This is a genomic window from Corynebacterium sp. HMSC074C03, from assembly GCF_001838285.1.
GTDB classification, from domain to species: Bacteria; Actinomycetota; Actinomycetes; order Mycobacteriales; family Mycobacteriaceae; genus Corynebacterium; species Corynebacterium amycolatum.
In genome coordinates, this window is the sequence record NZ_KV836194.1 from 26222 (window position 1) to 45040 (window position 18819).

Below are 18819 nucleotides of genomic sequence, written 5' to 3' on the forward strand. Positions count from 1 at the left end.
CGGGGAATTTTCGGCGAGACTGCAGACTGCTCTCAGCCAATTGTTAGACAGACAGTGCAAGGTATTACGTATGAGCAACTCTTTCAACGATTCCTCGCGAGGAGATGAGCGGGGACACTACTCCTCGCAGTCTCACAACTTCAGCGAGAACCGTGCCATGGGGGATGCTGGTCAGACGAACCAGTTTTCCGCCAATGATCACGGTTGGGAGGATTCCCACTACAACACCATCCCGTCTCAGCCGAACGGCGCTTACGGAGGCGGTTCAGAGTGGGACGTTGCGGCCAATCAGCAGAAGACCAAGGCTGCCCAGGGAGCTAAGGGCATGGGGGCGCTGGCAGTCGCTGCCCTGATGCTGTGCTCGGCCGGTATTGGTGGCGGTGTCGGCGCATGGGTAGTTCACAACTCGCAGTCGTCGGCTCCCGCGGACAACGCGCTGGATAAGCCTGCGGAAACCCGTCAGGTAGCAGCAGCTGAGGGGTCCGTGGAGAAGGTCGCGCAGAAGGTCCTTCCCAGTGTCGTCTCCATCACCACTGTCTCGGAGCGGGGCACGGCGTCGGGCTCAGGTTCCATTCTGTCGTCCGACGGCCTGGTGCTGACGAATAATCACGTCGTCGCAGGCGCAGGTCCGGACGCACATATGGAAGTCCTGCTTTCCGACGGCACCACGCACCCGGCAACTCTGGTTGCAGGGGATGCGGCGACTGATATTGCCGTTATTCGAATTGAAGGTGTTAACGGGCTGCGCCCAATCTCTCTGGGTAACTCCTCGCAGGTCCAGGTTGGCCAGGAAGTGGTGGCCGTTGGTTCGCCACTGGGACTGACCTCCACTGTTACGCAGGGCATTGTCTCCGCTAAAAACCGTCCAGTGACCGCCGCTGGTGAAGACGGTCAGTCCTCGGTCATTGATGCAATCCAGACCGATGCGGCGATTAATCCGGGTAACTCCGGCGGAGCGCTAGTGGATATGGAAGGCAACCTCATCGGTGTGCCCAGCGTGATTGCCTCTAACAGTGAGGCATCGGAACAGGCGGGCAGCATTGGCCTTGGTTTCGCAATTCCGGTTAATCAGGCTCGTCGCATAGCGGAAGACCTGATTGATTCCGGTAAGGCGCGGATGCCTGTCATTGGTGCCCAGATTGATTCGCGTCCGATTGCACGTGGTGCACTGGTGCGAGAGGTAACGCCAGACGGCCCAGCTGATAAGGCGGGATTGAAAGATGGTGACCTGATTACCAAGGTTGATGACCGCACACTTGACAACGGCGTTGCACTAATTGCGGCTATTCGGTCGCATCGGATTGGGGATTCTGTCACACTTACAGTTACAGATGAGCGAGGCGGCAACGAGCGAACGGTCGATGTCACCTTGGTAGAAGCCCAGGATTGATAGGCAGCGTGGTGGAGTTAGTACCTCACCATCTGTAGAAGAGTTTTCGAGTGAAACTTCGAGTGAAAAGCTGTGGGAGAAAGCGAGATAGAGCAGATGAGTGAAACCGTGAGTACTGAGCCAAGTGACGTCAACCTCGCTGAGATGGAGCGTCTTATCAACGACGACGGCCAGGTTCGAAATGCGTTTGTTGTCCTCGTGGGCGACCATTTTGAGAACCCGGATGGTGCGGCTTCGCTCATGGTTGAGCTGTTGGAAGAAGACGGCTACTCGGTCGATGCTGTGGTCAGTACGGGTGCAGTGAAGCGTGAGATCCGGAAGGCCCTAGATACCGCTGTTGTCGGTGGCGCAGATTTGGTCGTTACGGTGGGCGGCGTTGGTGTTGGGCCTCGTGCGAAGACCCCGGATGCCACTCGCAAGGTTCTCGATGTACGACTGCAGGGCATCGAGCAGGCTATTCGTAACTCCGGTATGGGAGCTGGCGCATTGGATGCCGGTCTGTCCCGCGGTTTGGCCGGTGTGTCCGGTCAGACAGTGATTATCAATCTCGCGGAGTCTCGCGCTGCAGTGCGCGATGGCATGGCGACAATTCTCCCGCTGGTCTCTCATGTGCTTGATGATCTCTGCCGCTGGAGCGTTTAGGAATGGGCGACGCTAAGCAGCCCAATCAGCCCGAGCAAGCTGCGCCGCGCAGTGGAAGCCGTAGGCAGCGCCGCCGCGCAGGTGCACCGGCGAAAAACTTTGCCCAGTCACGCAGTGCGAAAACCGCGCGCACAGTGCACTATCACGATGAATCCCCGGAGGATGCTCGTGATTTTGATGTGGACTATTGGATAAAACAGCGCCCACCCCATTGGGGATGAGCGCTGTGTAAAAGCGTTAGTTCGCTTCTTATCGGAAGCCTGCAACTAGCAGCTAGAGGCTAGTTCAGCTCCGTCTTCGGCTTGCCGTTCTGCTCAGCCAGCAGGTCACGAATCTCAGTCAGCAGGTCAGCCTCGGTGACCTCCGGCTCAGCGGAGGTCTCCAGACGAGCCTCACGCATCTCGTTGAACTTGTTCATCGGAGCAACGATGACGAAGTAGACAACCGCTGCGACCAGCAGGAAGTTGATGACTGCGGTGATGACAGCTGCGAAGTCAAGGTAGGTCGACGGGTTGCCCTTGATGATTTCGAAGCCGAGGCCAGTGACCTCAGCGCCACCGATGGTGTTCAGTAGCGGCTCGAGCAGGCTGTCGGTGAAAGCAGTGACGATTGCGGTGAATGCAGCACCGATGACAACACCGACCGCCAGGTCGATGACGTTGCCGCGCATGATGAACTCTTTAAAGCCCTTAAGCATAGGAAATTTCCTTCTGTAGAAACGGAACAAACCAAACGAGACCTGTGAGTCATCGCGTTGCTCAGTGCAGGCCCATACGATTTGAGAAACGGGGCAGTGCGTTGTTTGGCAGTGCCACTCTTCTTAGATCTCATCGTAGTTTTGAATTGCCTGTCCATTGTATCCCTTCGCTAAGTTGTGGGACAAGTCAACTTTCTACAAAAAGCACTGTTCAGGGCCATAAAATCTGGTAATCAATGAGATTTTGGCCACTACCCCGAGAGTAACAGTGTGAGCGGGGATGTCAGCGATGTCGCCGCCACCACCTCCGCAGCGCCGGTGGGCAGTGCAACCAAAACGACCTCATCGTCGACGATGTTGACCACTCTCGCGCCGTGTGCAAGCGGTGCCGCCATCCCGCGCTCATCCGCTGTCGACACAATATCCACGCTGTCACCAGTGCGAAGAGCGGACACGATGCCCACATCAGTCAACGTGATGGCAATAATTTTGCTTTCCGACGTCCCAGTCAACGACTTGGCTAGTGATGGGCCGACCATTCGCTGCTCTGTAAGTATCTCTCCTGGTGACATGCCGGTGGCCAGGGTGCGTCCCCGCACAGCAGCGATGTCCGTTACGGCCCCGCCGGGAACGAGATCCCGGGGAATGTCCTTGAAAGCCACATCTTGTTCTGTCACCGATGCGCCAGCGGCAATGGATTTGGCGCTAATTACGACCCGGATATGGCCGCTGCGAGGTGTCAATGACTCCACCGCCGCCAGTCCGACGGCACATAGGAAAACTGTGACTGCAACTATTCGCCGAAGAGTTGCGGGGCGGGGCTTTCGGAATGGACGCGGAAACCGGGACGAGTGTTTTGAGCTCATATTAAGTTAGGCGCGAAAAACCCGGAATCGGTTCCATTAAACCGGAATCGGTTCCATTAAACCTGTGAAATCCCCGCTGGCGTGATCACATAATCGGCGGGAACGTCGTGCTCCTCGTAGGCAAGCTCCGTGCGCAACTCGGTGTCGAAAACCGCAACAGCGATGACAGCAGCTCTCGTCCCATCCGTATCACCGTCGCGTCGAGCGAAAACCAAGCTGCGATCGTAATAACCAGCGCCACGCCCTAACCGCATCCCAGTTTGGGGGTCGGCTGCAACTGCCGGCAGAATAATGGCGTCGGCAACACCTAGCTCCTCCGGGCCGGCGGCGCTTTCCATCGAAACGGGTTCCAAGAGTCCAAATCGCCCTTTGCTGAAGCCGTCGGTGTAGTAACCCCAGTGCAGCGGCTGAGGTGGGCCGGGCGGGCAGACGGGAAGCAGAATTCGTGCTCCGGGAACCGCGTTGGCCAAAGCCTCCACAAAGCCCTGGCCGGGCTCACCATCAGTCGAACTAGAAACGCTTGCACCGGGCTCGTCGCCAGCGGGGACATAAGCGGCGATGACGGGTTTTGTGAGGTCACCGACGGTATTGGATAACCATTCTTGCAACCGCTGTACCAGTGCTTCGTCGTCAAGCATGCGTTCACGCTGCCCCTTGGCGGCGCGTGCGGCGAGTACCTCGTGCCGTGTGCGGGTCTTGAAATCGGACGTGGTTTCGGGAAGCGGAGCCATACCTGCAAACCTACTCTGTCAGGGAGGGGAGCGACCTCGGTCGTCAGCGCAGGGGAAAATTTCTGATTAACGCGTTGAAAAAAGCGGGGTCAGCCTCCGAGCAAATGGAAGTTATATAGGTATCGTTGCCATTATGGTCTCATCGTCTAAAGAGTCTGGTTCGGACATGACTACTCCGGTTCGAACTGTCATCGTTCCTGCCGCGGGCATGGGTACGCGATTCTTGCCTGCTACCAAGACAGTGCCGAAAGAATTGCTGCCCGTGGTTGATACGCCGGGCATCGAAATGATTGCTGAAGAGGCCGCCGCCACTGGTGCGCAACGCCTGGCTATTGTCACGGCGCCGAGTAAGGACGGCGTGCTGGGACACTTCGACCCGCGCCCGGATCTTGAGCAGACTCTCGCCGAGCGTGGCAAGGACAAAATCGCAGCGAAGGTACGCCGCGCCACCGAGGTTATCCACGTGGAATCCGTTGTCCAGGATCGACCGCTGGGCCTGGGGCATGCGGTGCTGGTCGCAGAGCCGCTGCTCGCAGACGATGAGGACAGCGTTGCTGTCATGCTTCCCGACGATCTCGTGCTTCCCGTGGGTGTGATGGATCGCATGACGGAAGTGCGCGAGCGCTTTGGTGGCTCGGTGCTATGTGCGTTGGAAATTCCTCACGAAGAGGTCTACAACTACGGTGTCTTCGATATTGAGGACGCCACCCCGGCGGAGTCGGGTGAGCTCGGTGAGAACGCGGCTGATGCTGATGCTTGGGACGATGTGAAGCGAGTCAAGGGCATGGTGGAAAAGCCGGACCCTGCGGATGCTCCATCCAACTTCGTGGCAGTCGGACGTTACTTGCTCGATCGTGCCATCTTCGATGCGCTGCGCCGCATCCCGCGCGGTAAGGGCGGCGAATACCAGCTCACCGATGCAATTGAGCTGCTGATTCAAGAGGGACATCCGGTTCATGTGGTCGTCCACAAGGGGTTCCGCCATGACCTGGGAAATCCTGGTGGCTTCATTCGCGCTTGCGTAGACTTTGGACTCAGGCATCCGGACTACGGCGAGGGGCTGCGCGACTACATGCAGCAGCGTCTGGCGCAGGATGAACAGGCTTAAAGCCTTTTTATAGAGGCTGTACTTATCTAGAGGCTTGTACTGAGAAGCTGAATAGCCATAAAGCGCACCGCGGGTTGGTGCCGAGGAAGGTAAAACATGCGTTCTGTGGAAGAACAGTTGGCGGCAATCACCGCACACGCTGTGATGCCTGATCCTGTGCGCGTTGCTATTTCGGAATCCCTCGGCATGCTGTGCGCTGAAGATGTCATCGCAGAGCAGCCGTTGCCGGGATTCGTGCAGTCAGCGATTGATGGTTATGCGGTGCGCGCTGTCGATATCGTCGGCGAATCTGGTTCTTTACCTCCGGATGCGCGTCAGAGTGATGTTGATTTTCGCGAGGTCGAGCTGCCTGTTGTCGGTGAGGTGACAGCCGGCTCTCACCACCCGATGCGGCTGCAGCCGAAGCAGGCCGTGCGCGTACAAACTGGTGCGCCGCTGCCATCGCTTGCCGACGCTGTCGTGCCCCTAAACTGGACCGACCGCGGTGGCCGTCGAGTTAATGTTCTCCATCCGGTCTACTCCGGTGACTTTGTGCGCAAGGTCGGCGACGACGTGCAGCCGGGTGACGTGGCGGTGTCCTTGGACTCGGTAATTTCGCCGTCGCAGGTTGGATTGTTGGCAGCAGTGGGGCGTTCGAAGGTTTTGGTGCACCCCAAGCCGCGTATGTCCGTGATTTCCATTGGTAATGAGTTGGTCGATGTTGACCGCACGCCGGGCCTCGGTCAGGTCTACGACGTCAACTCCTACGCGTTGGCAGCAGCCGGCCGCGATGCTGGGGCCGAGGTGCACCGAGTGGGTATTGCCACCGGTGAGCCCCGGCGCATTCGGGAAATCATCGAGGGCCAGCTCATTCGCAGTGAGCTTTTGGTCATCACGGGGGCTGTCGGTGGTGCCGCGGGTGAGCAGATTCGCCGTGTGCTGGCTGAATTGGGCGAGGTTGATGTCTCCCGCATCGCTATGCATCCTGGCTCGGTCCAGGGCTTTGGTCTGCTGGGAGATGACAAGATTCCAACGTTCCTGCTGCCGTCGAACCCGGTCGGCGCATTGGTCGTTTTTGAGGTTATGGTTCGTCCCCTCATTCGACTGGCGCTGGGTAAGCGCAATCCTCGCCGCCGTGCTGTCACAGCTCGTGCTGTCGGCCCGATCGAGTCGGCGGAGAAGCGTCGCGGGTATATCCGTGGCCAGCTCATGCGTGACCGTGAGACCGGCGAATACATGGTGCAGCCGCTGGGAGGTTCCGGCGGTGCGCAAGCCCACCTATTGGCCGGTATGTCGGAAGCCAACAGCCTCATCGTGATTCCGGAAGACGTGCTCCACGTGCGTCCGGGAGATGTAGTTGACGTGCTGTTCATGGCGCGCCAGGCCTAACCGCACCCAACTACCGCGAGTATCGTTGCCGTGCGTACTTCTCGTCTAGTAACCAGTGGCGGCCGAGTCCGCCTGCGTGTGCCAGAGCGCTCTGATGCCCCTGCATGGCGGGCACTGCGGCTGCGCGACGAGCCCATTTTGCGCCCCGTGGAGCCAACCCTTGCTGACGACTGGGATAATGCCCACAGGGCTTCTGTTTTTCGCCGTAACCTGCGCAGTTGGCGTCGTTCAGAGGCTGCGGGAGACATGATTGTCTCCACCATTGAGGTAGATGGCCAGTTCGCCGGCATGCTCACACTCGGCGGTATTACGCCTTTCCCCGTCGCTCACGCCTGGATCGGTTACTGGGTCGGCAGCGGCTTTACATGTGGAGGAGTCGCCACTGCTGCAGTGGCGTTGGCATCGGATTATGCCAAGAGAGTTGGCGTCCACCGAATTGAAGCGACTGTGTTGGATAGCAATGTCCCGTCGATACGCGTACTGGAAAACTGTGGGTTCGAGTACGAAGGCGTGGCGCGGGAAGCCTTCCATATGGATGGTGCGTGGCGCGATCATCTGACCTATGCGCGGGTGGGGGAGGACAGTGCAGTGGATCTCATCGTGGCGAGTGGTCGTGCGCAATATGAAGAGGCGGAGAAATACCCACCGCAACGGCGCGCCTGAGTAGTCTGAGTAACGCACGCCGATAGGGTGATGACAACTCTACTATTGGGCGAATTCGCTCTAGATACGCTGACTGCCTTCGCAAATGCCTCTGTGGAAGGGCATGTGGGCGGCGTATGTGGGCCGGGGAGAGACGGCGAAACCCCGGGCGAAATCGCAAGGAGACGCAAAATATGTCAACTTCACTGTTGCTGATACTCATCGTTGTACTGTGGCTGTTTGTGCTGGCCCCGCTGGTGGTCAATACGCGCAAGCCGATTCGTCGTACCTCTGATGCGCTTGGTAAGACCCGCGTGCTGCATCGTGGTGGCGAGGAGTTGGCCACGACGCGCCGTCGTCCGTCTTTTAAGGAGTCGGACGTGCGCGTGACCGAGGAAGTTGACGATTCTCTCGAAACCGTTGACGCGCAGGTTGACGATGACTTTGATGTTAGCGACGTGCTTATCGACGACACCGTGGACGAGGCGGCCGACCCGGCCGTCGTCGACGGCGATATCGTCTACGAGCTGGAAGCGGCAGATGCAGAGGAGGAGACCCCGCAGGCGGATGATTCCGCTACCGAGGAAGCCACTGCTGAGTCTTCTGACCGCTCTGACATGGACGTGTCCGATAATGAGTCTGCAGACCAGTCGCTGCAGGCTGTCGTTGATGACGAGGAGACTGAATCTGATTCCGCCGTCGCCTCCGCCGAAGGTGATGTGGTTCGCGCAGATGAGTCCTCTTCCGATGTGAGCGTTGACGTTCGCCGTCAATTCGTCGACGCCGATGATTTGATGTTCGAAGATGCCGCTGAATCTGAGGCCGAGCCTGATTCCGGTGCGGCGGCCGAGACTGTGTCTGCTGACGTAGAAGCTGTGTCTGCTGACGCTTTGTCTGAGACTGAAGAGGCAGCAGACACCGTAGACGAGCAGGCAGAACTCGATGCGACCGTCGAGAACGACAGTGACCACGCTGTCGAGTCCACCGATGACGCAGTCGCTGTCGATGACACCTTGACTGAAGATGATTACGCGTTCGCTGAGAAGCGCCGTGGTCGCGGTGGGTTCGATCCGATTTCGGATGCCCAGTACGCTGAGACTCGCTTTGCTCGCCGCCGCCGTTCTGTTGCTGGGTTGGCAGCGTTCATCGCAGTCACGGTCATCATCGCTGCTTTCGCCGGTGGTTGGACCTGGTGGATTCCACTGGTCGGCGTCGGCTTGATGACCCTGTACCTGGTCAACCTGCGCCGCACCGTGCGTGCAGAGCAGGAACTGCGGGCTCGCCGAATTCGCCGTATGAAGATGGCCCGCCTCGGTGTACGTAACCGTGAGGATGATGAGCTGGGAATTCCACAGCGACTGCGCCGTCCCGGCGCGGTAGTAGTCGAGCTTGATGATGAGGACCCGGATTTCGCAGATCTGGCCTACACTGACTACCGCTTTGATGACGACGATTACGACGAAATGCCGCAGGCTCGCGTGAGCTAGTCCTGTGAGCTGAGCCGTAGAACAACCTTAAAGTTGTCTGAGCACGTCAGCGCGATTTTTTGTTAGAAACTCGGCCTGTTACGATGTCACTACCTAAGACATGACACACCGGGTGTGTTTGGCGGAAGGCTTCTCCCGAGGGGTTGGGAGAAGCCTTTTTGCATGTTAAAGTCGCTGGCCTTTCGCTGCCGCAGTGCTACCGTGCTTTGACCGTGCCGTCGGGTAGCATGTCCCTCATGGATCGACCGGTAATGCGCGATATCGCGCTCGTGATTCTCCGCCTAATACTCGGGATTATCTTCATCTGCCATGGCTGGGACAAGATTTTTATCACCGGTATTGACAAGACGACCGGTTACTTTGTCGCTGCGAATATCCCGCAGGCGCACTTGACGGTCTGGGTTGTCGCTCTAGTCGAACTGGTCGGAGGCGCGTTGCTGATTCTGGGGCTCTTGGCCCCGACGATGGCGATGGTCTTCATCATTGAGATGATTGGTGCCTGGTGGTCGATGCACCTGGGCAATGGCCTGTTTATCCGTGACAACGGCGCGGAGCTCGTGATGTCACTCATCGGTGGGCTGGTGATGATTTTCGTTTTCGGAGCCGGCCGTTTCAGCTTGGACAGGCAATTCATCAGATAAGACCTCATTAGGTACAACCCCCTTAAGAGTTAAAAGCGGAGGAGATTCCCCGTGGAGTGCGAGGAAATTCGCGCAGCATTGTCAGCTCGCCTCGATGGCGAGCAGGCAAGTATTGCCGATGAAGTCATCGATGCCCATCTTGGGGCCTGCGAGGAGTGCCGAGCTTGGTACGAGCGAGCGGTGCGGCTGAACCGCGCCCTTACGGTTGGGCCTGCCGATGGTATGCCGGAGGTTTCCACGGATGATCTCTCGGAGCGCATTTTGGTCTCCATCGAACCGGAGCGCCGCCGGCGTGAGCGCGCATGGCTGCTCATAGCCGGCACCGCCCGCGGGGTGCTCATCGCGTTGGGACTTTGCTGGGCGGTCTGGGGGATTGCGACGCTGGTCGATGCCTCCGACATGATGACGCTTGGACTTTCCTCGACACAGCCGCAGGACGGTGCAGGAATCGCAACAAGCACGGGAGCTCCTATCGACGGTTCCACTGCCACCGTTGACCCAATGGAGCTCGGAGCACGCGTTGCCATTCAACTCGCGGCAATTCGGCTTGCATTGGCAGTGGGATTGTTCTGGGCTGCTTGGCGGCCGCGCGCTGCCATGGGCATGACGCCGGTCTACGGTGCCGTCGCCACGTTCAGCATCGGTTTTGGTATTCGTGACATTCTCATCGGTGCCCAGGGAGCATCAGAGATCGCTGGCCTGGCCTTGATGTTTGTCTCCGCTTTGACGCTGGCCGTTGTGTGGCTGGGCGGCTATACGCCGACGGCAATCGCACAGGCATGGCGGGCCGCCTCGGGGTTGCCGGTCACAGGCGTGCCACCACAGCGGGACTAGCTCCAAGATGGCAACCAGAACCGCCATTCAAAGTGGTTGAGAGGCAGCGGGTAGCCGGTCAAAATTGGCAGCCAGAACACAAACGCGGTCACCACTAGTGCGGCGTGCATGCCAACGATTACCAACCCCACCGGCTTACCGCGGGGCCGCCAGTGTGAGAGATCGTCGGCAAGCAGAGCAAAGGCGATGAGTACGAATGGAATCAGCGCGGTGGCGTAGAAAAAGTACATCTGCCGGTCGTAGCCGATGACCCACGGCAGCCACGAGGCGAGGAAACCGATGACGGGCAGCGCGTAGCGGCCGTCGCGGCGGCCGAGCCAACGCCATGTGGCCCACAGGACCACGGGGACCAGCAACCACCAGATCGGCGGGGTGCCAAAGAGCATCATCCAGCCCTTGCACTCCTGGCCGCCACTGCAGGTGGTTTCGGTGGAGTAGTAGAGCATTGGCCGCCAACTGACCAGCCACTCCCAAGGCTTGGACTCCCAAGGGTGTTTGTGGCCATTAGAGGTGGTCAGCTCGGCGTGGAACTTCAGCACGCTGTTTTGGTAGTGCAGGTAGTTCTGCAGGGCCTCGGGAAGCCAGTCGGTGCCGGGGAGTCCCGTATCGCGGTCTTCGGGCGAGACATGGCGATAGACCGACGTTTCTTCGGCGAACCAGGAACGCCAACTTAAGAAGTAAACGCCCAGCGGGACTACCACCAGATCACGTAACGCCGGGGCGGTATCGCGGGCGAGTGCGCCGAGCACGGGTTTGTGCGCACCGGCATTCTTGCGGGAGACCAAATCCGTGAAGACGGACCACAGACCGAATGCGGCCATGTAATACAGGCCAGACCACTTCACCCCGGTGGCAAGCCCCAGCATGATGCCGGCGAGCAGTCGCCACCAGCGATAACTGAGATAGGGGCCGAAACTACCTAGCTCCGTGGCGGATTCCAGGCGCTTGCGGGCATCGGCCTGGTCGATGAGAAGTGCCCACGCGGCCGCAGTGATGAAGAAGGTCTGAATCATGTCCAGCATGCCGACCCGGGAGGAGACAAATAGCACTCCGTCGGCAAGCGCATAGAGACCAGCGATACCCACTGCCAACCGCGAGCCGCGAGAGATGCGTCGGACGATGTCCATGAGCAGCAGTATGACCAGCGTGCCACACACCGCCGACATAAACCGCCAGCCCATTGGTGAGTAACCGAAGATCCATTCGCCCACGGCGATGACCTGCTTGGCCACTGGCGGATGCACAATCAGACCGTAGCCGGGATTGTCCTCAATGCCAGATGAGATGGGGTCGCGGGTGGACTCCAGAATCTGCCATGCTTGCGGCACATAGTGCTTTTCATCGAAGAGCGGGGTGCCATTGTCGGTCTTGGCAGCAAGCCCGATGAAACGGGTTAGCGCTGCGACGATTCCGAGAACCACAAAAGTGGCGGTATCCCATTTGTCCCACCGCCGCAGTGGCGGCAGCGAGGGCACCGGGGGAATCGGGCGCAGGAAACGCTTTTTCGCGCGGCGCTCGGTTTCCGGTGGTGGGGTTAAAGCGGCATCGGTCACGAATGTCAGTTTAAGCTATGGAATCATGACGCATTCGGCATCGAACTTCCAACCGCACGAGAACGCGCCTCTTAGCGAGGCAATGACGCTGGCCCCTGGCATCACTCTGGTGGCAACGCCGCTGGGCAATATCGCCGATGCCTCCGACCGCTTGCGCGGTGCGCTTATCGACGCCGATATCATCGCCGCGGAAGACACCAGGCGGGCACGCAACCTGGCCACAGCGCTGGGCATTTCCCCCAAGGGGAAGTTTGTTTCGAACTTCGATCACAACGAAGAGAGCCGCACTGAGTCGCTGATTCAGGCGGCGAAGGCGGGACAGAAAGTCATTGTGGTGACCGATGCGGGGATGCCGGTGGTGTCGGATCCTGGCCTGGCTGTGGTGGCGGCTGCTCACGACGCGGGCGTGCCCGTGTCCTGCGTACCGGGGCCGAGTGCCGTGACTACCGCATTGGCTCTCAGCGGGTTGGGTGTCGGCCACTTTTGCTTCGATGGCTTTGCACCGCGTAAGCAGGGGGCGCGCCGGGCATGGTTGGAATCACTGAAGACAGAGAAGCGGGCTTGCTGTTTCTTTGAGTCGCCGCATCGGTTGGCTGTTACGTTGGCCGATGCCGCGGAGATTTTGGGTGAGGAGCGGCGCGCGTCGGTAAGCCGTGAGCTGACCAAGCGTTTTGAAGAGACTCGCCGTGCGACGCTGGGGGAGCTGGCGGCGTGGGCAGAGGAAGGTGTCCGCGGCGAAATTACGGTGGTGATTGAAGGCGCGGGGCAGCAGGCAACGGAGGTATCCACGGAGGGCTTGGTTGACCGCGTGGAGGAGCTCGTGGCTGATGGCATGCGACTGAAGGATGCCGCGAAGCAGGTTGCAGCAGAGGCGGGAATGACGAAGCATCGAGATCTCTACCAGGCCGTTTTAGCAGCTCGGGACGAAAATCGTTAACTGATTGTTACTTTGTGGCGGAAAATTCCTCGGCACCCGACGGTGAACAGGGGAAACGCTGTTATTGGAAGTTTTTTGCAACCCAGAAAAAATGAAGAAAACCTGAGAAAACCCGCATTCTAAGTTGAGATCCCAGGTCAATGGTGGACATGGTGGAGGAATGACGAATCCACCAGAGCATGAAATACAACAAGAAGTAGGGGAGTCAGTCGTCGGCGAAGTCAGGGCCGACGATTCTCACGCTCCCGTGAACCTCGGGGTTACCATCCCCGCCGTTGTCGCAATTCTGGCAATCATCGTCTGGGGCCTGGCGTGGCCGGATAGTTTCTCGACGTTTGCATCTAGCTCTCTGAACTGGGTCGTGGAGAACATCGGCTGGCTGTTTATCTTGGCCAGTACCGTCTTTGTCTTCTTCATTGTGTCCATCGCGATTTCCAAGTTCGGTCACATCCGCTTGGGCAAGGACAACGAGAAACCAGAGTTTTCCACGCCTAGCTGGATTGCGATGATGTTCGCCGCCGGTATGGGCATCGGTCTGATGTTCTACGGTGTCGCTGAGCCGCTGACCTTCTATCGCGATGGCGTGCCGGGCCACCAGCCGAAGGAAGTCGGTACCGCCATGGCTTCGACGATGTTCCACTGGACTCTGCACCCATGGTCGCTCTACGCCATCGTCGGTCTCGCAATTGCTTACTCGACCTACCGCCTCGGCCGAAAGCAGCTGATTTCGGCGGCGTTCATCCCGCTCATCGGCGCGCGTCGCGCTGAGGGGCGGTTGGGCAAGCTTATCGACGCGCTTGCGATTTTTGCCACCGTCTTCGGTACGGCAGCCTCTCTCGGTGTTGGCGTACTTCAGATTTCCGCCGGTTTGGAAATCAACGGGTTCAACGCCATCAAGGGCGCACCTTTGTGGATTGGTCTTATTCTCGTTCTGGGCTGTGCCTTCTTGGTCTCTGCACTGTCGGGCGTGGGCAAGGGAATTCAGTACATCTCGAACTTCAACATGGTTGCCGCAGGTCTGCTGGCTCTGCTGGTGTTGGTCCTCGGCCCTACCGTGGTGATTCTGAACCTGATTCCGACCTCTATTGGCAGCTACCTGGATTCCTTCTTTGAGATGGCCTCCCGCTCCAGTGCTTCCGCTGACGGCACCGCCGGTGAATGGCTCTCTTCCTGGACAATTTTTTACTGGGCCTGGTGGATCTCATGGTCGCCGTTTGTCGGTATGTTCATCGCACGTATTTCTCGCGGCCGTACTATCCGTGAGTTCGTCTTTACCGTCGTCGCAGTTCCGTCGATTGTCTCTGCAGTGTGGTTCTCCATCTTTGGTGGCACCGCCATTACCCACGAGCAGCAGGGTGCGTCCATCTACGGTGACGGTTCGGCCGAGAGCCAGCTGTTCAATCTGCTGGAATCCCTGCCGGGTGGCGCAATCACTTCCACTATCGCAATGATTCTGCTGGCTACCTTCTTCATTACCTCAGCGGACTCCGCCTCCACGGTGATGGGTACCATGAGCCAGTTCGGTCGACTCACAGCGTCGCGCACGGTCACTGCTATGTGGGGTATTTTCACCGCTCTGATTGCCATCGTCCTATTGGTCACCGGTGGCAGCGATGCCCTGTCGAACCTGCAGAACATCACCATTTTGGCGGCAAGCCCGTTCGTCATTGTTATCTTGGCGCTGATGGTGTCGCTGGTTAAGGGACTTTCCGACGATCCGATGTACCTCGATGACAAGGAACAGCGTCAGTTTGCCCTGCGCATGGCTCGTGAGCGCCGCTTGGCGGAAGCGGCCGAACAGCGCGAGCGCCGCCGTGCTCGTAAATTGCGCAACTAGCTTTCCAACAGCAGCGGTGCGGCCTTGGCCTCAATCTCGGCCCATTCGCCCTCGGGTGTAGACCCGATGGTGATGCCACCGCCGATGCCAGCTTCGACCCGAACTCTCCCCGAGTTCGGGTCTTTTGTGTACTCAGCGGTACGAATACCGACATTGAGCTCAAGTGCATCCCCGTGGGCCGCACCAATCGCGCCGCAGTGAGCGCCACGGGGTTCGGGTTCCCACTCGCGCAGAAGCTCAATTGCTCGCAGCTTCGGTGTACCGGTGACTGAGGCCGGTGGGAAGCAGGCTTCGATTAGTTCAGCGTGGCTGAGCTGATCGGGAAGTTCCGCGGAAACTGTGGAAAAGAGGTGCCACACGCCCGGTGCCGGACGCACACTGAGCAGGTCTGTGACCTTCACGGTGCCGGTCTTGGCAACTTGACCGAGGTCATGGCGCACTAGGTCGACAATCATGATGTTCTCGGCGACATCCTTGTCGCTGCGCAATAACTCGTTCGGGGGCCGGTCAGCGGGAATCGTGCCTTTGATGGGAGTTTCAGTCACGCTTGTGCCTGCGCGGATGAGGAACTCCTCAGGACTCAGCGAGGCCAGGATTGGAATTCCAGCGTCGAGGTTGCCGGGCAAGAATGCTGCTCGAGCCGGCTGATACCGCGCCACGCGGGAGGAAAACCACGCACCGGCGTGGGCTAGTGCAGAGTCGCTCGCTGCCAGCTCCGCGTGAAAGCGTGTGGAAATGCAGGTTTGGTACACCTCGCCTGCGGCAATTGCCTCCTTACAGTTCTCCACCGCAAGCTGGTGGTGTTCTCGGTCGCCCTGATCCCACTCCAGTGGTGTGTCCGCGGGGAGCGCGTCGGCACGCGTGTCTTCGTGCGAGTAGTTGATGGCCGCCTGAAGGGCTTGGAAATCCGGATCGAAGGGGTCGCCGGCGCCAGGGCCGTCGAAATGCCACGTGCCGTCGTCGGCAAGCAACGCGACGCAGGTAGCGACCCCGTGCGCGCTGGTGCCGGAGTAGGGGCGGAACCCAAAAATCCACGCATCGGGGTCGGGGCTGGTGAAAAGCGCTGCCGACTCGCAGGCAGCGAGCTCGACGTTGGCGGCGAGAACCGCGCGATAACCGAACCAGGAGCCGATGAGTGCGGCGGGACGATGACCGGCAGCGATAAGACGCGCTAGCGCAGTGGTCGCGCGCGAAGTGAAGTCAGCAGCCGAGTCGGAGGAGGTGGACCGAGTGGACATAGGACATAAGCGTAGTGGCCGCGCATGCGTGCGATGATGGTAGGGGACAGTTCATGTGGACTTCATGAGGACTCCGTAAGGGACACAGTTCATCGCGATGGCAGGTCATCTATTACCCTGTTAGATATGTCTCGCATTTTCACAGCAGTTGCGTGGCCGTACGCTAACGGTCCGCGACATATCGGCCATGTTGCAGGTTTCGGAGTCCCCTCGGACGTTTTCGCTCGCTACCAGCGAATGATTGGCAATGACGTGCTGATGGTCTCCGGTACTGATGAGCATGGCACGCCACTGCTTGTGCAAGCGGAGAAGGAAGGCGTTTCTGTCCAGGAATTGGCCGACCGTTACAACCGCCAGATTGTGCAGGACCTCGCGGGTCTGGGGCTTTCCTACGACCTGTTTACGCGCACTACCACGCGCAACCACTACGCGATTGTCCAGGAGCTCTTCCGCGGGCTCTACGAAAACGGCTACATGGTCAAGCAGACCACGATGGGTGCGATTTCCCCGTCGACAGGTCGGACGCTGCCGGATCGTTACATCGAAGGTACCTGCCCAATCTGTGGTGCGTCCGGTGCCCGCGGTGATCAGTGTGACAACTGCGGTAACCAGCTTGACCCGGCCGATCTGATCGATCCGGTGTCGAAAATCAACGGCGAGACCCCGAAGTTCGTTGAAACTGAGCACTTCCTGCTAGACCTGCCAGCGCTGGCAGAGGCCCTGACCGAGTGGCTTCAAGAGCGCAAGGACTGGCGCCCAAATGTACTGAAATTCTCCCTGAACATCCTGAAGGACATCCGTCCGCGCGCAATGAGCCGTGACATTGACTGGGGTGTTCCGATTCCGCTGGAGGGCTGGTCGGAAAACGGAACCAAGAAACTCTACGTTTGGTTCGACGCTGTCGTCGGTTACCTATCCGCTTCCATCGAGTGGGCCTGGCGCATCGGTGACCCGGAAGCATGGCGCAAGTGGTGGAATGACCCGGAGGCGCTGTCCTACTACTTCATGGGCAAGGACAACATCACCTTCCACTCCCAGATTTGGCCGGCTGAGCTGCTGGGCTACCGTGGCGAAGGCTCCCGCGGAGGCAAAGTCGGGGAGCTCGGTGAGTTGAACCTGCCGACGGAGGTCGTCTCCTCGGAGTACCTGACCATGTCGGGCTCGAAGTTCTCCTCTTCCAAGGGCGTTGTCATCTATGTGAAGGACTTCCTGGCGGAGTTCGGTCCGGATCCGCTGCGCTACTTCATCGCCATGGCTGGTCCGGAAAACCAGGACACCGACTTTACCTGGGATGAGTTTGTCCGCCGCGTGAATAACGAGCTGGCCAACTCCTGGGGAAACCTGGTCAACCGCACCGTGTCCATGGCTTTCAAGAACTTCGGTGAGGTGCCAACTCCGGGCGAGCTCACCGACGCTGACCGTGAACTGCTCGACCTGGCTGAGCGCTCCTTCGCCGAGGTGGGTGACGCACTCGCGCTATCCCGTTTCCGCGCTGGTATCACTGCCGCAATGCACCTGGTCGGGGAGGCGAACGCCTACATTGCTGCGCAGGAGCCGTGGAAGCTGGCGAAGGACGAGTCCCAGCGTGAGCGTCTCGCCACTGTGTTGTGGACAGCGCTGCAGGTAGTCAGCGACGCCAATGTCCTGCTGACCCCGTACCTGCCGGAAAGCGCGCAGAAGGTCTTCGAGACCCTGGGCGGCGAGGGCATCTGGGCCGCAATGCCGGAAGTCCAGGAAGTCGAGGACGACATGCCGGTCGAACCGGTCGGCGCAGACTTGCCGGCAGAGGGCAGGAGCTACCCAATCATCACTGGTGACTACGTCAATCAGAAGGCCGCCTGGCATCGCTTCGACATTGAGCCGGGTACGCAGCTTGTCAAGCCGAAGCCGATTTTCTCCAAGCTCGACTCTGAGCTGGCTGAGCACGGCCCTGAGTGGGCACAGGTGAAGTAGGGGCGCAGTAGAAGAATGGGAAAGCGCAAACGCAAAATTGCAGAACCCGCGGAGTATCTCACTCCGCTGTTTGACGCCCACACGCATCTCGCGTCCTGCGGGGCGCAAACTCCGGAGGAGATTGCGGCTCTCATGGACCGTGCCGCCGCAGCGGGCGTCGTCGGAGTTTGCACGGTCGGCGATGGCATGCCGGAAACCGAACTGGCCTTTACCGCCGCACACGCGCACCCCAACGTCTGGGCCGCCGCCGCCATCCATCCGACGCGCGCGCACGAGCTTGACGACGACGCCAAGGCCCGTCTGACCGAAATGGCTGCCGACCCCAGGGTTGTGGCAGTGGGGGAGACGGGATTGGATTGGTACTGGCTGGATTCTCTCGACGGCTGCGCGTCGAAGAGCGAACAGCTGGCTGCGTTGCAGTGGCATATGGAGCTCGCAGCAACCGTCGGCAAGCCGTTGATGATTCATAACCGCGATGCCGATGAAGATCTGATGGCGGCGTTGGACGGCTATGACAATACGGTCATTTTGCACTGCTTCTCCTCGCCCATTGAGGTTGCCCGCGAGGCCATTGCGCGCGGTTACCTACTGAGCTTTACCGGAAACGTGACCTTCAAACGCAATGATTACCTGCGGCAGGCTGTGGCTGAGGCGCCGGCGGAGCAGCTGCTGGTGGAAACCGATGCTCCGTACATGACCGCGGAGCCGTTCCGAGGTGCGCGCAATGAGTCAACTTTTATCGGTCATCAGGCGCGTGCGATGGCTGCGGCCCGAGAAATCGGGGCGGAGGAGATGGCGCAGGTTTTGACGGATAACGCACGTCGGGTGTACGGCATTTAAGCACGTGCCGGCGTATTGCCGCCCTGAGCTGTGGAAATGCAGCCGGGGCGGTTTG

17 protein-coding genes are annotated in these 18819 nt (G+C 59.4%); 12 read left to right on the forward strand and 5 right to left on the reverse strand.

What is annotated here, in order from left to right; genetic code table 11:
• Positions 1–70: 70 nt before the first annotated feature.
• Both HMPREF2847_RS01515 and HMPREF2847_RS01520 read left to right on the forward strand, forming a co-directional pair.
• Positions 71–1390 (forward strand): S1C family serine protease, encoded by a 1320-nt coding sequence (locus tag HMPREF2847_RS01515; RefSeq protein WP_070851285.1) that lies wholly within the window; start codon positions 71–73, stop codon positions 1388–1390.
• A gap of 96 nt (positions 1391–1486) precedes the next feature.
• Positions 1487–2032 (forward strand): MogA/MoaB family molybdenum cofactor biosynthesis protein, encoded by a 546-nt coding sequence (locus HMPREF2847_RS01520; RefSeq protein WP_040361719.1) that lies wholly within the window; start codon positions 1487–1489, stop codon positions 2030–2032.
• Positions 2033–2312: 280 nt separating this feature from the next.
• Here the strand turns inward: HMPREF2847_RS01520 and mscL are convergent, their stop codons facing one another.
• The 3 genes from mscL to HMPREF2847_RS01535 form a co-directional block, all read right to left on the reverse strand.
• Positions 2313–2729, reverse strand: a complete 417-nt coding sequence (mscL, locus tag HMPREF2847_RS01525; protein WP_049193054.1) for a large-conductance mechanosensitive channel protein MscL — start codon at positions 2727–2729, stop codon at positions 2313–2315.
• 251 nt (positions 2730–2980) lie between these two features.
• On the reverse strand, positions 2981–3472 hold the full coding sequence (locus HMPREF2847_RS01530; RefSeq protein WP_246821893.1) for an SAF domain-containing protein: 492 nt from the start codon (positions 3470–3472) through the stop codon (positions 2981–2983).
• Between the two features lie 179 nt (positions 3473–3651).
• On the reverse strand, positions 3652–4326 hold the full coding sequence (locus tag HMPREF2847_RS01535) for a 5-formyltetrahydrofolate cyclo-ligase (RefSeq protein ID WP_070851287.1): 675 nt from the start codon (positions 4324–4326) through the stop codon (positions 3652–3654).
• A 133-nt stretch (positions 4327–4459) separates the two neighbouring features.
• Between HMPREF2847_RS01535 and HMPREF2847_RS01540 the strand changes: the two genes are divergently transcribed.
• The 6 genes from HMPREF2847_RS01540 to HMPREF2847_RS01565 all read left to right on the forward strand — a co-directional run bounded on the left by HMPREF2847_RS01540 (position 4460) and on the right by HMPREF2847_RS01565 (position 10406).
• Entirely contained in the window at positions 4460–5434 is a 975-nt protein-coding gene (locus HMPREF2847_RS01540) for a UTP--glucose-1-phosphate uridylyltransferase (protein WP_070851288.1), read from the forward strand.
• A 96-nt stretch (positions 5435–5530) separates the two neighbouring features.
• On the forward strand, positions 5531–6802 hold the full coding sequence (glp, locus tag HMPREF2847_RS01545; RefSeq protein WP_005511382.1) for a molybdotransferase-like divisome protein Glp: 1272 nt from the start codon (positions 5531–5533) through the stop codon (positions 6800–6802).
• A 30-nt stretch (positions 6803–6832) separates the two neighbouring features.
• Positions 6833–7465 (forward strand): GNAT family N-acetyltransferase, encoded by a 633-nt coding sequence (locus HMPREF2847_RS01550; RefSeq protein ID WP_049171292.1) that lies wholly within the window; start codon positions 6833–6835, stop codon positions 7463–7465.
• A 173-nt stretch (positions 7466–7638) separates the two neighbouring features.
• Positions 7639–8931, forward strand: coding sequence for a divisome protein SepX/GlpR (gene glpR, locus HMPREF2847_RS01555; RefSeq protein WP_070851289.1), 1293 nt, complete (start codon positions 7639–7641; stop codon positions 8929–8931).
• Positions 8932–9167: 236 nt separating this feature from the next.
• Positions 9168–9572: a DoxX family protein gene (locus HMPREF2847_RS01560; protein ID WP_070851315.1), complete on the forward strand. Its 405-nt coding sequence runs from the start codon at positions 9168–9170 to the stop codon at positions 9570–9572.
• A gap of 51 nt (positions 9573–9623) precedes the next feature.
• Positions 9624–10406, forward strand: a complete 783-nt coding sequence (locus HMPREF2847_RS01565; protein ID WP_070851290.1) for a zf-HC2 domain-containing protein — start codon at positions 9624–9626, stop codon at positions 10404–10406.
• On the opposite strand, the gene HMPREF2847_RS01570 is transcribed toward HMPREF2847_RS01565, so the two are convergent.
• Entirely contained in the window at positions 10403–11959 is a 1557-nt protein-coding gene (locus HMPREF2847_RS01570; RefSeq protein WP_070851291.1) for a dolichyl-phosphate-mannose--protein mannosyltransferase, read from the reverse strand. The genes HMPREF2847_RS01565 and HMPREF2847_RS01570 overlap by 4 nt on opposite strands.
• An 82-nt stretch (positions 11960–12041) precedes the next feature.
• On the opposite strand from HMPREF2847_RS01570, the gene rsmI reads away from it, so the two are divergent.
• A complete protein-coding gene (rsmI, locus tag HMPREF2847_RS01575) occupies positions 12042–12896 on the forward strand; it encodes a 16S rRNA (cytidine(1402)-2'-O)-methyltransferase (protein WP_187401012.1) in 855 nt (284 codons plus the stop codon).
• Between the two features lie 160 nt (positions 12897–13056).
• Positions 13057–14733 carry a BCCT family transporter gene (locus HMPREF2847_RS01580; RefSeq protein WP_083327293.1) on the forward strand — a complete coding sequence of 559 codons (1677 nt, stop codon included), beginning with the start codon at positions 13057–13059 and terminating at the stop codon, positions 14731–14733.
• On the opposite strand, the gene HMPREF2847_RS01585 is transcribed toward HMPREF2847_RS01580, so the two are convergent.
• A complete protein-coding gene (locus HMPREF2847_RS01585) occupies positions 14730–15971 on the reverse strand; it encodes an aminodeoxychorismate synthase component I (RefSeq protein ID WP_070851293.1) in 1242 nt (413 codons plus the stop codon). The genes HMPREF2847_RS01580 and HMPREF2847_RS01585 overlap by 4 nt on opposite strands.
• A 126-nt stretch (positions 15972–16097) precedes the next feature.
• Here HMPREF2847_RS01585 and metG point away from each other — a divergent pair, with 126 nt between their 5' ends.
• Positions 16098–17924 carry a methionine--tRNA ligase gene (metG, locus tag HMPREF2847_RS01590; protein WP_070595356.1) on the forward strand — a complete coding sequence of 609 codons (1827 nt, stop codon included), beginning with the start codon at positions 16098–16100 and terminating at the stop codon, positions 17922–17924.
• 15 nt (positions 17925–17939) lie between these two features.
• Entirely contained in the window at positions 17940–18764 is an 825-nt protein-coding gene (locus HMPREF2847_RS01595) for a TatD family hydrolase (RefSeq protein ID WP_070851294.1), read from the forward strand.
• Positions 18765–18819: the final 55 nt, after the last annotated feature.

Bases quoted from the DNA above. Each gene is read 5' to 3' on its own strand.
- HMPREF2847_RS01515 (WP_070851285.1), top strand. From the start codon at position 71: ATGAGCAACTCTTTCAACGATTCCTCGCGAGGAGATGAGCGGGGACAC.
- HMPREF2847_RS01520 (WP_040361719.1), top strand. From the start codon at position 1,487: ATGAGTGAAACCGTGAGTACTGAGCCAAGTGACGTCAACCTCGCTGAG.
- mscL (WP_049193054.1), bottom strand. From the start codon at position 2,729: ATGCTTAAGGGCTTTAAAGAGTTCATCATGCGCGGCAACGTCATCGAC.
- HMPREF2847_RS01535 (WP_070851287.1), bottom strand. From the start codon at position 4,326: ATGGCTCCGCTTCCCGAAACCACGTCCGATTTCAAGACCCGCACACGG.
- HMPREF2847_RS01540 (WP_070851288.1), top strand. From the start codon at position 4,460: ATGGTCTCATCGTCTAAAGAGTCTGGTTCGGACATGACTACTCCGGTT.
- glp (WP_005511382.1), top strand. From the start codon at position 5,531: ATGCGTTCTGTGGAAGAACAGTTGGCGGCAATCACCGCACACGCTGTG.
- glpR (WP_070851289.1), top strand. From the start codon at position 7,639: ATGTCAACTTCACTGTTGCTGATACTCATCGTTGTACTGTGGCTGTTT.
- HMPREF2847_RS01560 (WP_070851315.1), top strand. From the start codon at position 9,168: ATGGATCGACCGGTAATGCGCGATATCGCGCTCGTGATTCTCCGCCTA.
- rsmI (WP_187401012.1), top strand. From the start codon at position 12,042: ATGACGCTGGCCCCTGGCATCACTCTGGTGGCAACGCCGCTGGGCAAT.
- HMPREF2847_RS01580 (WP_083327293.1), top strand. From the start codon at position 13,057: ATGACGAATCCACCAGAGCATGAAATACAACAAGAAGTAGGGGAGTCA.
- HMPREF2847_RS01585 (WP_070851293.1), bottom strand. From the start codon at position 15,971: ATGTCCACTCGGTCCACCTCCTCCGACTCGGCTGCTGACTTCACTTCG.
- metG (WP_070595356.1), top strand. From the start codon at position 16,098: ATGTCTCGCATTTTCACAGCAGTTGCGTGGCCGTACGCTAACGGTCCG.
- HMPREF2847_RS01595 (WP_070851294.1), top strand. From the start codon at position 17,940: ATGGGAAAGCGCAAACGCAAAATTGCAGAACCCGCGGAGTATCTCACT.